Raw genomic sequence first — 12,397 nt, 5'->3', positions numbered from 1 at the left:
AGAAAGGCCGCGCTGATGCGCGGCCTTAAGCTATCAAGCGGTTATTTTGTCTGGGTAAAAAGCTCCGGCGCCCACGGACGCGGATCCACTTCCATAAACGGCGCGCGCTCGAAGCGGTCCTTCAGCGCCCACGGCACCGTGCAGTCAAAGATGGTTTTGCAGGAAATGCCGTTTCCGCGAATCGAAGTGCTGTAATCCGGCGACTGGGACGGATCCAGCTGGTGGCCGCGGATCCCCGGAATATTGGTGATGCTGACATCGCCCTGCATGCGGGTGGTCATCGCCCACAGGATGTCGTCGCTGTCGAAAATATCCACGTCTTCGTCGACAAGAATGATGTTCTTCAGCTCCGAATAGGTGGCTAAGGCAATCAGCGCCGCCTGGCCCTGACGTCCTTCGTCTGACGGCTGGCGCTTTTTCACCTGCAGGATCCCGAGGAATTTACCGCCGCCCGCGGTATGCGCATAGACGTTTTGCAGGAAGCCCGGAATCGCCTCTTCAACGGCATTGCGGATGCTGGCTTCCGTCGGTAAACCGGCCAGGGTGGTATGCTCTTCTCCCGGTCCCACCAGCGTTTGCAGGATCGCGTGGTTTCGCATGGTCACCGCTTTCACTTTGATCACGGGCAGGGACGGGTTCGCCTCGCCGCAGTAGCCCGGGAACTCCGGCATCGCGTGGCCGGTATTGGTGTGCTGATCTTCTCTTACGCGCACGCCCGGAAGCAGTTCGCCCTCGATGATGATTTCCGCCCGCGCGATCGCTTTCTCTTTTACCGCCACGCCCTGCACCAGTTCGACCGGCTGCTGGCGCAGCGCCCCGGCGACGCCCAGCTCGTTGTAGCCAAACGGCGTGGTGGGCGCCTCAAAGCACGCGCCGATATAGATGGCGGGATCGAGACCCATATTGATCGTCACCGGCAGCGGTTTTCCGGCCTCTTCCGCCTTTTTGCGGAAGACTTCGATGTGGCGACCGGCGGCAAGGAACATGGAAAGCTCGTCGCGCTCCTGGACGCAGAGGCGGTGAATGGTGACATCCGTCAGCGAGCTGTCTTCCGGATCGCTTGCCAGCACCAGCCCCAGACAGAAGAACGGGCCGGCATCAATCGGCGTGTTTGTCGGTGCCGGAAGCAGCTTGCGCAGGTCGAAGTCAGGATCGTCTGCGTAGAAAACCTGTTCCTGGCAGGGCGCCTGCGAGGCTGGAACGACAACCGGCGCAACCGGCTTTTTCACCGCCTGGCCGACGTGTTTTGCCAGCTCAGAGGGCTTGCAGCCCAGAAGGAGCGCCGCGCGCTCGCGGCTGGCGTGCATGCCCACCAGGATGCGGGAGCCCGGATAGCCCTTCACGCTGTTGAACATCATGGCCGGTCCCGTACGGGTGGGACGTTTTACCGTGCCGCCCGCGCCGATATGGCGGTAGACTCCCGCCAGCTCCGCGTTGGGATCGACCGGATAATCAGTTTCAAGATACTGCCCTTCGTGGCGTTGCAGCAGGGCGATGGCGCTGCGGAGATCGTTGATCGGGTTTTCCATATTTTCCTCCCTCGGTTGAATACCTCCATTTTTATGGCAATGACCAATAGCATCAATTGCATCATTACTGCTAAATTGATAAGTAAATCCATATCAAAAAAGGAAGCGTTCCGTGCAGTTTCGTCAGATGCGCCATTTCATCGTGGTGGCCGAAGAGCTCCACATGCACCGGGCCGCTGAGCGTCTGAACATGGCGCAACCGGCCCTGAGCCAGCAGATTAAGGCGCTGGAAGAACGTTTAGGCGTAACGCTTTTTAGCCGGGCGAACCGCCGCTTAGCCCTGACGCCCGCGGGTGAAGCGTTTCTGGTGAAAGCCAGGCTCGCCATTTCCCTCACCGAGCAGGCGGTTCTGGACGCCAGGCAAACGGCAAGGGGCGAGCAGGGGATATTAAACCTGGGGTGCGTGTCGAGCGCGATGTTTGACGGCAGGCTGCCCGCCGCGCTGCGCCATATGCACACGCGCTGGCCGGCCATTACCATGTCGCTGGTGACGGGAAACGTGCAGACGCTCTACGCGGCCGTGCAGAGCAACCAGCTCGATGTGGCTATTATCCGGGCGCCGCTGCCGTCGCTGCCTGACGATCTGCAAAGCCGCCCGTTCACGTCAGAGAAAACGGTGCTGGCGCTGTATCGTCAGCATCCGCTGGCGGGATCTTCCGCGCTGACTCTTTCGTCGGTGAAGGACGAAAAGTGGATCTCCCTGCGCGACCCGGAGGGAATGGGGCTGGAACAATACTTTTATGACGCCTGCAGCGGGGCGGGCTTTCAGCCGGACGTGGTACAAAACGCGACCGACGTGCCCACGGTGATAAGCCTGGTCTCGGCGGGGTTTGGGCTGGCGCTGCTGCCCGCGTCGGCAAAGGCGGTGAGCGTAGAGAACGTGGTTTACGTGGACATCCTCGACCGGCTCCGGGAAAGCGAGCTGACGCTGGTTTGCCACCGGATTATTCGCTCAGAAGTGCTTAAAAAATTCCTGATTACCCTCGATCAGACCTGACGCCCGGCGGCCTGCAGCAGTTGCTCGCGCAGCCAGGCATTCGCCGGATCCTGGCTGTTTTTCGGGTGCCAGTACATGTAGATGATAATCGGCTGGAGCGGCAGCGGCGGCGCAAAGAGATCCAGCGTGCTGGCAAACTGTTTCAGCATCCGTTCCGGCAGGGTGCACACCAGGTCGGTACCGGCGACAAGCGCAGGCGCCACGGCGTAGCTCTGCGTGGACATCGCGACGTGCCGCAGGTAGCCCAGCCCGGCCAGGGTTTGATCGACAAAGCCGGTAAATGGATCTCCCGCCGATGACACCACCAGATGAGAAAGCGCGCAGTAGCTTTCCAGATCTAACGCTCCGGTCCCGCGCGGATGGCCTTTGCGCTGGGCGGTGGCAAACGTATCGTCGAGCAGTTTGCGTCTCACCCAGCCGTCATGGGCGCCCGCGCTTACGCCGATGTAGATATCCACATCTCCGTTTTCCAGCTGCTGCGCCAGTTCGGACATCTGTGGCAGGGCGAAGCGCAGGCGAATATCGGGAGCAGCGGTACCCACCTGGTTAAGCAGCCCGGTGCCCAGCATCAGCGCCGGGTTTTCGTGCAGGGCGATAACAAAGGTCCGGGTACTGGTCTGGGCATCAAACGTAGTGGGGGCAAACAGCGCGCTGATGCCGCGCAGCACGCTCTCTATCTGCGGCTTAAGCGCTTCCGCTCGCGGCGTGGGCAGCACCCCACGTCCATGTGGGGAAGGAATAAACAGCGGTTCGCCAAACAGCGTTCGCAGACGCGCGAGACGAGCGGACAGCGCGGGCTGGCTGATGCCCAGCCGCGCGGCCGCATGGGTGATATTCCTGTCCTGAAGCAGGGCGTCCAGGGTCAGGATCAGGTCTATGTCCATGTCAGGGCTGGTCGTCATCTTATTTCGCGCTGCCGGCGTCCCGGTTGGTATAGGTCACAGGGACCCAGGCATAGCCGCCGTTTTCGCCTTTGGTGACATACCCGATACCCGGAAAAGGCAGATGGGGCGCAGCAACCAGATCTTTATTTTTCACAAAGTCAGCAAACGCATGTTCGCGCACGCTTGCGGCTTTGTTCTGATCTTCATCGTAGGTAATGGTCACGTCAGGCTGCGGGAACTGTACCGCCGCGGCATGAATGATGTCGCCGACAAAGGTGATCTTCTCGCCTTTGCTCGTCAGCGTGTAGAAGGCTGAACCCGGCGTATGGCCGGGATGAACCGTGCCGGTCAGCCCCGGGAGAATCTCCGATGTGCCGCTAAAAGGCACCACTTTACCGGCGTCAAGATAGGGTTTTAAGGTCTTCTGCGCGACGTCAAAGTAGTTCCTGCCGTAGCCGGTTTTTTTCTGATTCTCGTCGTTAAAGAAAAAGTCGACGTCCGGTTTACCAACGAAAACGCGCGCGTTACTGAACACCACCTTGCCGTCTTTCACCAGGCCGCCCGCGTGATCGGAGTGGGCGTGGGTCAGCAGGACTTCAGTAATGTCCTCGGGTTTAACCCCCTGGGTGGCGAGGCTCTCAATCAGACGTCCGCCGTTGCCGGGGCCAAAGAGCTGGCCTGAGCCCGTATCCACCAGAATTTTATGTCCGGGCATCGCAATCAGGAACGCGTTAATGGATACCTCAGGCGGGTTGGTCTGGAAATTTTCCGCGAGCAGCGCATCGATTTTTTGCGGCGTTGTCCGGCGCAGCAGCTTGTGCAGATCCTGCGCGACGGTCCCGTCCGTAAACGAGGTGACCAGAACGTCGCCGACCTGAACGCTGTATCCGCCCGCCGGTTGTTTAACGACGTGCTGGGGCGTCTCTGCCGCCGCCTGCAGCGCAGGGTAGAAAAGCAATGAACTGGAAATCAGCGTAGAAAGAGCAAGTTTTTTCACGGTAAGCATACGAGTCTCCTTTGAAAGCGCTCATCTTACTTCTTCGTAAAATTATAAGAACCTGCCCAGAAATGATAGGACCTATAAACGCAGTGGATAGCACAGCGCAGAAGCCGGGTGGCGATGCTGCCTTTCCCGGCTCGTAACACGTTATTTTTTCAGAGGTGCGTTCCAGCTGTCCGGCGTGGCTTTGGACCAGGAGCCATAAGCGGCATTTGGCAGCACAATCCAGTCGTTACCGAAGTGTTCCGCGCTGGCCTCAACCAGCTCACGCTGCTGCTCGCTCGGCTTTTTATTTTTAAACTGCACGGCGAAATCCGGCAGGCTGTCGCCAAACAGCATCACGATCTGCTGCTTTTTGAGGATGCTCTGGCGACGCTCTTCCTTGCTGACCGTGTCCAGAAGCACGCTTTCATCGGACACCTGTGGAAGTCCCAGAGCTTTTAACGTCCTGAGCGTATCGGCTTTGTTTTCCTGCATGCGGTCCGAGACATAATAGATACGGACCTTGCTCTGATTCACGTGGTCAAGAAACGCTTTCGCACCGGGAATTAAGCCGGGTTTTCCCTGTTTCTCCCAGTCGCTCCAGGTGTCCCATTTTGTATAGTCGTGACACTGCTCGGTGTCGCGCACCAGCAGAGGGGTGTTATCCAGCACAGTTTCATCGAGATCCATCACCACGGCGTATTTTTCTGGCGCTTCCAGATCTTTTAACTTTTCGTTAAAACGCTCGGTGGCAAACCGATACGTCTGCAGCTGAAGGGCCACGATCTCTGCCGATTTCTGCTGATAGCGCAGCGCCATTTCGTACGCTTTGGGTTCACACAGATCGCCCCCGGCGGCCGTCGCCGCTGCCGTTGCACTCAAAACAGGTAATGCCAGCAGTAATGCCTTAGCCATTGAATTCACACTTCTTTCCTCAACACCGTGGTTAAAATCCCGAAAGCGTAATGAAATTCAATGACAGAAATATGAAGGCCGCGCCGTTAGACCAGCATGTAATACCAGAACAGGGCGATCTCGTCTTTTTCCGGTAAGGCGTTGTAGAGATAACGATCGTATCCGCCCAGGGTAAACCCGTAGTTGCGGTAAAACAGACAGGCAGAAACGTTCACATTTTGTGTTTCAAGCCGTAATCCCGGCGCGTTTACGCTGCGGGCCCACACGTGCGCAGCGGCCATTAATTTTTGCGCGGCGCCGGTTCTGCGTTTCGTGCGATCCACGGCAATGTAATCCACCGAGATAAACTTATTCCAGCCGATTGACGCGGTAATAAATCCCGCAATTTCCCCGTCGTCCGTTTCGGCGATAAGAAATATGGCGTCCGGATTAACGCAATGGTTTTCAAGGGTTTGGATATCGAGCTCGTAGGTTTTAATCCAGGGCTCAGCGACGGCTTCGATATGCAAATCACAGTGGATAAAGGGCTCTCGCGCAACGTGGCTTATGGTGAAAGAAAAGTCACAGCATTCAAGGCGCGTGAGGTCGGTACTGAGTCCTTTTCGAATCTGCATAGTATTCCCGGTAGTGAGTTATTTAATAAAGAATAGACGAAGCGGTTAAATCCGCTGGGCTCACGCACTTTTAATCCTGAACTAAGCTTGTACTTCGTTCCGCGTAAAATGTGGGTCATTCGAGGACAATGAATGGAATTCAGGACATTTCAAAAGCAGTGGGGTGCTGAGTTTATTTCCGATGACGTTGTACGTTTTCGCGTCTGGGCAGAAGAACAGAAAGAACTTACGCTACGTCTGGCCGCCGCCGACGTGCCGATGACGGCAACGGGCGACGGCTGGTTTCAGGCTGACGTATCCGGCGTCACGCACGGTGCAGAATATCAATTTATTCTGCAGGACGGCATGACGGTGCCCGATCCCGCCTCGCGCGCGCAAAAGGGCGACGTTAACGGCCCCTCCATCGTTATCGATCCCCAACGCTATCAGCCGGTCAACCGGGACTGGGCAGGGCGGCCGTGGGAAGACACGGTTATCTACGAGCTGCACATCGGCACGTTTACCCCGGAGGGCACCTTCCGGGCCGCCATCGACAAGCTGCCGTATCTGGCAGAGCTCGGTATTACCCAGCTTGAAGTGATGCCCGTCTCTCAGTTTGGCGGTACCCGCGGCTGGGGGTATGACGGCGTGCTGCTGTACGCCCCGCACTCAGCCTACGGTACGCCGCAGGATTTCCACGCGTTTATCGACGCCGCGCACGGGCTGGGGCTTTCCGTGGTGCTGGATATCGTGCTTAACCACTTCGGCCCCGAGGGGAACTATCTGCCTCTGCTGTCGCCCGCGTTCTTTGATGCAGATCGGATGACGCCGTGGGGCAACGGCATCGCTTACGAACGCGAGCCGGTGAGGCAGTACATCACCAATGCGCCGCTCTACTGGCTGACGGAGTATCGTCTGGACGGCCTGCGCTTTGACGCCATCGACCAGATTAAAGACAGCGCTGAGACGCACATTCTGGAGGAGATTGCCGCAAAAATCCGCGAGGCGATCCCGCACCGCCACGTTCACCTGACCACGGAAGACAGCCGCAACGTGATTTTCCTGCACCCGCGCGATGAACAGGGCAACACGCCGTTGTTTACCGCCGAGTGGAATGATGACTTCCACAACGCTGCCCACGTGTTTGCCACCGGCGAGACCCACGCGTATTACCAGGATTTTGCCTTTGAGCCCGAGAAAAAGTTCGCCCGGGCGCTGGCGGAAGGCTTTGTCTACCAGGGCGAGGTGTCGCTGCAAACCGGCGAATCCCGCGGAGTGGAGTGCCAGACGCAGCCGCCGCAGTTCTTCGTCGATTTTATTCAGAACCACGATCAGACCGGGAATCGCGCCCAGGGCGAGCGGCTGATCGCCCTGGCCGGTGCCGACAAGACGCGGGTGCTGCTTGCAGCGCTGCTGCTTTCCCCCCATATCCCGCTGCTGTTTATGGGCGAGGAGTTTGGTGAAACGCACCCGTTCCTGTTCTTCACCGATTTTCACGGCGATCTGGCAAAGGCGGTGCGGGAAGGGCGCGCGAAAGAGTTTACCGGCCATGCCGGGCACGATGAAACCGTCCCGGATCCGAACGACCTGAACACCTTCATCCGTTCAAAACTCGACTGGAATAAGATTGCCACCGACGAAGGCAAAACGTGGCTGCGCTTCACGCGCCACCTGCTGACGCTGCGTCATCGCCATATCGTTCCGCTTCTGCGTCATGGCGGCGCCGTTGAGGGCAAGGTAATCAAGACCGCGCCCGGCATGGTGGCGGTGAGCTGGCATTTCCCGTCGGGGACGCTCTCTCTGGCGCTAAATATCGGTAATAAGCCCGCCGCGCTGCCCGATCTTGCGGGTGAGACGCCCTTTGCCTGGCCGGAAGTCACTGACGTTTTACCGCCGAACGGTATTGTCGTTCGCTTTGCTGATGGAGAAGCATCGTTATGATCCCTTCCGCCACGTACCGTATTCAGTTCCGTAATGGCATGACCTTCGACCGCGTTGCGGCGCTGGTGCCTTACCTGAAAGATCTCGGCATCAGCCATCTCTACGCGTCGCCCGTATTTACCGCCACAGCGGGTTCCACCCACGGCTATGACGTGACCAACCCGAATGAAATTGACCCGGCGATCGGCGGACGAGACGGTTTCGACCGCATGGCGGCAGCGCTTAAGCAGGCCGGCATGGGGCTGATTCTGGATATTGTCCCGAACCATATGTCCACCTCGCTGGAAAACGCCTGGTGGCGGGACGTGATTGAATACGGCCAGCAGAGCCGCTATTTCCGCTATTTCGATATCGACGGGTCGCGCCCGCTAACGCTGCCGTTCCTCGGCGACACCTTTGAGGCCGAGCTGGAGAAGGGCGCGATCGCCCTAAAACGTGACCCTGTCACGAACAAGGCCGCGTTGGGTTACTATGACGCCGAATATCCGCTCAACCCCGGCACGTACAGCGAGGATAAGAGCATCGCTGAACTGCATGAAGCGCAAAGCTGGCGGCTGATGTCCTGGCGGGAGGCGCCGAAGCAGCTCTCGTGGCGGCGCTTCTTCGAGATCACCGGCCTGGTCGGCGTTCGGGTTGAAGACGACGCGGTCTTCGACGATACGCACCGGCTGATCCTGGAGCTGGTTCACGCTGGCGTGGTGGACGGCCTGCGAATCGACCACGTCGACGGCCTGGCCGATCCGCTGGGCTATCTGCAGCGCCTGCGGGAGAAAACCGGGCCCGACTGCTACATCACGGTTGAAAAAATCCTCGCGAAGGGGGAACAGCTCCCCGCCGACTGGCCGGTATCCGGCACCACCGGCTACGAGTTTATCGCCTCGCTGGCGGAAGTGCTGGTTGACGACGATAACCTGTCGCGCCTGGAGACCATCCACGACGAGACGCTGGGGATAACGGTCGATCGCCAAGCGGAACTGCGCGATGCCAAAGGCCTGATGACCGATCGCAATTTTGAGGGTGAATTCACCACGCTGCTAAACCTTGCTGACGATCTGGCCCGCCGCAATGAGGTTGCGCTGCCGCGCGAGGAGATCCGCCACGCGCTGCGCGAGCTGCTTATCGCCTTTCCGGTCTACCGCACCTACGGCACCCGGGAGGGATTAACCCCGCCTGACGTGGCGCTGCTTAACCGCGTGGTCGCCAGCGTGGAGACGTCTGAAGCGGCGCTGAGTCTGATTGTACACATTCTTACCGGCGACCTGCCGGAAGATTGCCGCGAGTCCGCCGCGCTGTTCAGAACCCGCTTCCAGCAGCTTACCGGGCCGCTGATGGCAAAGTCCGTTGAAGACACGCTGTTCTTTCGCCACAACCTGGAGCTGGCGCTCAATGAAGTGGGCGCCGACCCGACGCCGCGCGCGTTTTCATTATCCCGCTTCCACCAGGATATGCGCATTCGTCTGGCCCGACAGCCCGACGCGCTGCTTGGCACCTCCACGCACGATACCAAGCGCGGGGAAGACGCCCGGGCGCGTCTCTACACCCTGACGGAAGCCCCGGAACGATGGGGTGACAACCTGGCCCGCTGGCGGCAGATGAACCAGACCCAGGTGCGTTTTCTCAATGACGGTACCGCGCCGAACGCCGCCGATACGTGGATGATCTATCAGGCGCTGGCGGGCGTCTGGCCCGCCACGCTGTCACCGGACGACGCCGACGGGCTGAAATCGCTGGAAGAACGTTTCCTCGGCTTCCTCGAGAAAGCGCTGCGCGAGGCAAAACAGCGCACCGACTGGATCGACAGCAACGAGAGCTATGAGAGCGTGGTGCTGAGCTACGCGCGGCACCTGCTTTCGCCGGACAACGCGCTGTTCCTGCATGATTTTAGCGAGGCGATGCAGCCCTTTATCCGGGCCGGGCTGATGAACAGCCTCAGCCAGACGGTAATCAAGCTGACGGCACCCGGCGTGCCGGATATCTATCAGGGCAGCGAGGCGCTTAACTTTAGCCTCGTCGACCCGGATAACCGACGGGAGCCGGATTTCAACGCGCTGGTGCACAACCTCAGCGCGGCGGATGCCTCGGTGTTTGACAACCCGGCCTGCTGGCGAGACGGGCGCGTTAAGCAGTTCGTTACCGCCACGCTGCTGCGGCTGCGTCCGCATTACGACGCGCTTTTCCGCTACGGCGACTGGCTGCCGCTTAAGGTCTCCGGCGAGCGCGAGGATAACCTGATTGTCTATGCGCGCGTTAAGGACGAGGAGGCGCTGATTGTTGCCGTGCCGCGTCTGGCTTTTGGTATCACCGATAACCATCAGCTGTGGGTCAATACCGCGGTAGCGATACCCGACGAACTGGTCGGGAAGCGCTATCGGGACCTATTCAGCGGTGAGAGCCGCATTCTGCAAGAGACGCTGGATTTAACGTCAGTAAAGGGATGTGTACTGGTTCTGCTTACCTGCGAATAATCGTGGAGAACGAAAATGGCAAAGGATACTACGTTTGAAATTCGGGCCGGTCATGGTCAGCAGTTGGGAGCGAATTATGACGGGAAAGGGGTTAACTTCGCGCTGTTCTCCGCTCACGCCGAGCGTGTGGAGCTCTGTCTGTTTGACCCGTCCGGAAAAACGGAAATCGCCCGGCTCGAATTGCCGGAATATACTCATGAGGTTTGGCACGGCTATGTGCCGGACCTGAAGCCCGGCGCGCTGTACGGCTATCGCGTCTACGGCCCCTACGATCCGGAAAACGGTCACCGCTTTAACCCGCATAAGCTGCTTATCGATCCGTATGCCCGTGAACTGGTGGGCGATATCGACTGGAACGACGCCCATTTCGGCTATGAGCTGGGGCATGACAAGTTAGATTTGAGCTTTGATACGCGTGACAGCGCGCCGTTCACGCCGAAATGCAAGGTCATCGACCCGAACGCTTTCGACTGGCAGGACAACAACCGGCCAAACGTGCCCTGGCCGCATACCGTCGTCTATGAGAGCCACGTGAAGGGCTTTACCCAGATGAACCCGGGCATCCCGCAGGAGTTGCGCGGCACGTTTGAGGGGATGGGACACAAAGCCTCGGTCGACTACGTCAAGAGTCTTGGCATCACCTCGGTGGAGCTTCTGCCGGTTCACTGGTTCCCCGACGACCAGCACCTGCTTGACCGCGGCCTGAAGAACTTCTGGGGCTATAACACGCTCGGCTTTTTTGCTCCGGCGTCGCGCTACTACGGCCCGGCGGGGATCCAGGGCTTTCGCGATATGGTACGCGCTTATCATGACGCGGGCATCGAGGTCATTCTGGACGTGGTGTACAACCACACGGCGGAAGGGAACGAGCTTGGCCCCACGCTCTCGTTTAAGGGGATTGATAACTACAGCTATTACCGCACCCTGCCGGACCAGCACCGGTACTACATCAACGACACCGGGACGGGAAATACGGTCAATACCTCGCACCCGCGCGTGCTGCAGATGGTGATGGATTCGCTGCGCTACTGGGCGGAATCGATGCATATTGACGGTTTTCGTTTCGACCTGGGGACGATACTGGGCCGCGAGCCGGAAGGGTTTGACCCGCGCGGCGGTTTCTTCGACGCCATATCGCAGGATCCGGTGTTATCGAGACTCAAGCTGATTGGTGAACCCTGGGATATCGGTCCCGGCGGGTATCAGGTCGGCGGTTTCCCGCCGGGCTGGGGTGAGTGGAACGATAAATACCGCGATACCGTACGCGAGTACTGGAAGGGCGATAACGTCTCCACCGACTTTGCAGCACGCCTGCTGGGCTCCGGGGATCTGTACGATCTGCGCGGGCGTCGTCCGTGGGCCAGCGTTAACTTCATCACCGCTCACGACGGCTTTACGCTGAATGACCTGGTGTCGTACAACGAGAAGCACAACGCCGACAACGGTGAGGACAATAACGACGGGCATAATGACAATCGCTCGTACAACTACGGCGAGGAAGGGCCAACCGAGAATCCGGATATCATCGCCACCCGGGAGCGGCAGAAGCGTAATTTCCTGACCACGCTGCTGTTTTCCCACGGCACGCCTATGCTGCTGGCGGGGGACGAGTTTGGCCGCACGCAGAAGGGTAACAACAACGGCTACTGTCAGGACAGCGAGATCTCGTGGATCGACTGGAAGGGACTTTCTGAAAACGACGCCGCGCTGCGCGAGTTCACCCGACGGCTCATTGCGCTTCGCGCATCGCAGCCGTTATTGCGCCGTGAAAGCTGGCGCGACGGGCTGGAGATCCACTGGTTCAATGCCGGCGGCGGCCCGCAGCAGGCTGAGCAGTGGGATGAAGGCTCAACGCTCGGCGTCTCTATCAGCAGGCCGGATCTCAGGCAGGAGGACGGTATCTGGCACGACGTGCTGATGCTGTTCAACCCGTTTGAAGGCACCGTGCCTTTCCAGATCCCGCAGTTTGGCGAAGGGGGATGGGTGCTGGAGTTGTCTACGGCAGATGGCGCTGCCGCCGGGACAGCGTTCACCGAAACCGTAGAGTACGAACTGGCCGGACGCAGTATTACGCTGTTCAGACGTCCTTAG

The 12,397-nt window shown here is 59.1% G+C and carries 9 protein-coding genes; 4 read left to right on the top strand and 5 right to left on the bottom strand.

Translation table 11 applies throughout. The features are described from left to right. Positions 1-41: 41 nt before the first annotated feature. Positions 42-1,529 (bottom strand): UbiD family decarboxylase, encoded by a 1,488-nt coding sequence (locus SPG90_RS07065; RefSeq protein WP_045399848.1) that lies wholly within the window; start codon positions 1,527-1,529, stop codon positions 42-44. Between the two features lie 112 nt (positions 1,530-1,641). Here SPG90_RS07065 and SPG90_RS07060 point away from each other — a divergent pair, with 112 nt between their 5' ends. After that, on the top strand, positions 1,642-2,526 hold the full coding sequence (locus tag SPG90_RS07060; RefSeq protein ID WP_045399845.1) for a LysR substrate-binding domain-containing protein: 885 nt from the start codon (positions 1,642-1,644) through the stop codon (positions 2,524-2,526). Here SPG90_RS07060 and SPG90_RS07055 read toward each other — a convergent pair. From SPG90_RS07055 to SPG90_RS07040, 4 genes are all read right to left on the bottom strand, one after another. After that, complete coding sequence (locus tag SPG90_RS07055; protein WP_126303345.1) at positions 2,517-3,428, bottom strand: LysR family transcriptional regulator; 912 nt, start codon at positions 3,426-3,428, stop codon at positions 2,517-2,519. The genes SPG90_RS07060 and SPG90_RS07055 overlap by 10 nt on opposite strands. 1 nt (position 3,429) lies before the next feature. Further along, positions 3,430-4,416, bottom strand: coding sequence for an MBL fold metallo-hydrolase (locus SPG90_RS07050; protein WP_045399838.1), 987 nt, complete (start codon positions 4,414-4,416; stop codon positions 3,430-3,432). A 141-nt stretch (positions 4,417-4,557) separates the two neighbouring features. Continuing rightward, the gene (locus SPG90_RS07045) at positions 4,558-5,307 is read right to left on the bottom strand and encodes a 5'-nucleotidase, lipoprotein e(P4) family (protein ID WP_196238684.1); all 750 of its coding nucleotides are present in this window, start codon (positions 5,305-5,307) and stop codon (positions 4,558-4,560) included. An 86-nt stretch (positions 5,308-5,393) separates the two neighbouring features. Then, positions 5,394-5,921, bottom strand: a complete 528-nt coding sequence (locus SPG90_RS07040) for a GNAT family N-acetyltransferase (RefSeq protein ID WP_045399831.1) — start codon at positions 5,919-5,921, stop codon at positions 5,394-5,396. Positions 5,922-6,053: 132 nt separating this feature from the next. On the opposite strand from SPG90_RS07040, the gene treZ reads away from it, so the two are divergent. From treZ to glgX, 3 genes are read left to right on the top strand one after another with little or no spacing between them, the layout of a single operon-like run. After that, on the top strand, positions 6,054-7,841 hold the full coding sequence (gene treZ, locus SPG90_RS07035) for a malto-oligosyltrehalose trehalohydrolase (RefSeq protein ID WP_126303343.1): 1,788 nt from the start codon (positions 6,054-6,056) through the stop codon (positions 7,839-7,841). Continuing rightward, entirely contained in the window at positions 7,838-10,306 is a 2,469-nt protein-coding gene (gene treY, locus SPG90_RS07030; RefSeq protein ID WP_126303341.1) for a malto-oligosyltrehalose synthase, read from the top strand. The genes treZ and treY overlap by 4 nt, the downstream gene beginning before the upstream one ends. A 15-nt stretch (positions 10,307-10,321) precedes the next feature. After that, positions 10,322-12,397: a glycogen debranching protein GlgX gene (glgX, locus tag SPG90_RS07025; RefSeq protein ID WP_322408046.1), complete on the top strand. Its 2,076-nt coding sequence runs from the start codon at positions 10,322-10,324 to the stop codon at positions 12,395-12,397.

Source organism: Enterobacter sp. D2 (assembly GCF_034427575.1).
GTDB classification, from domain to species: domain Bacteria; phylum Pseudomonadota; class Gammaproteobacteria; order Enterobacterales; family Enterobacteriaceae; genus Enterobacter; species Enterobacter cloacae_M.
Note: the sequence above shows the minus strand (reverse complement) of the source record. Positions and strands in the feature narration are given on the sequence as shown.

Bases quoted from the DNA above. Each gene is read 5' to 3' on its own strand.
- SPG90_RS07065 (WP_045399848.1), bottom strand. From the start codon at position 1,529: ATGGAAAACCCGATCAACGATCTCCGCAGCGCCATCGCCCTGCTGCAA.
- SPG90_RS07055 (WP_126303345.1), bottom strand. From the start codon at position 3,428: ATGACGACCAGCCCTGACATGGACATAGACCTGATCCTGACCCTGGAC.
- SPG90_RS07050 (WP_045399838.1), bottom strand. From the start codon at position 4,416: ATGCTTACCGTGAAAAAACTTGCTCTTTCTACGCTGATTTCCAGTTCA.
- SPG90_RS07045 (WP_196238684.1), bottom strand. From the start codon at position 5,307: ATGGCTAAGGCATTACTGCTGGCATTACCTGTTTTGAGTGCAACGGCA.
- SPG90_RS07040 (WP_045399831.1), bottom strand. From the start codon at position 5,921: ATGCAGATTCGAAAAGGACTCAGTACCGACCTCACGCGCCTTGAATGC.
- treZ (WP_126303343.1), top strand. From the start codon at position 6,054: ATGGAATTCAGGACATTTCAAAAGCAGTGGGGTGCTGAGTTTATTTCC.
- treY (WP_126303341.1), top strand. From the start codon at position 7,838: ATGATCCCTTCCGCCACGTACCGTATTCAGTTCCGTAATGGCATGACC.
- glgX (WP_322408046.1), top strand. From the start codon at position 10,322: ATGGCAAAGGATACTACGTTTGAAATTCGGGCCGGTCATGGTCAGCAG.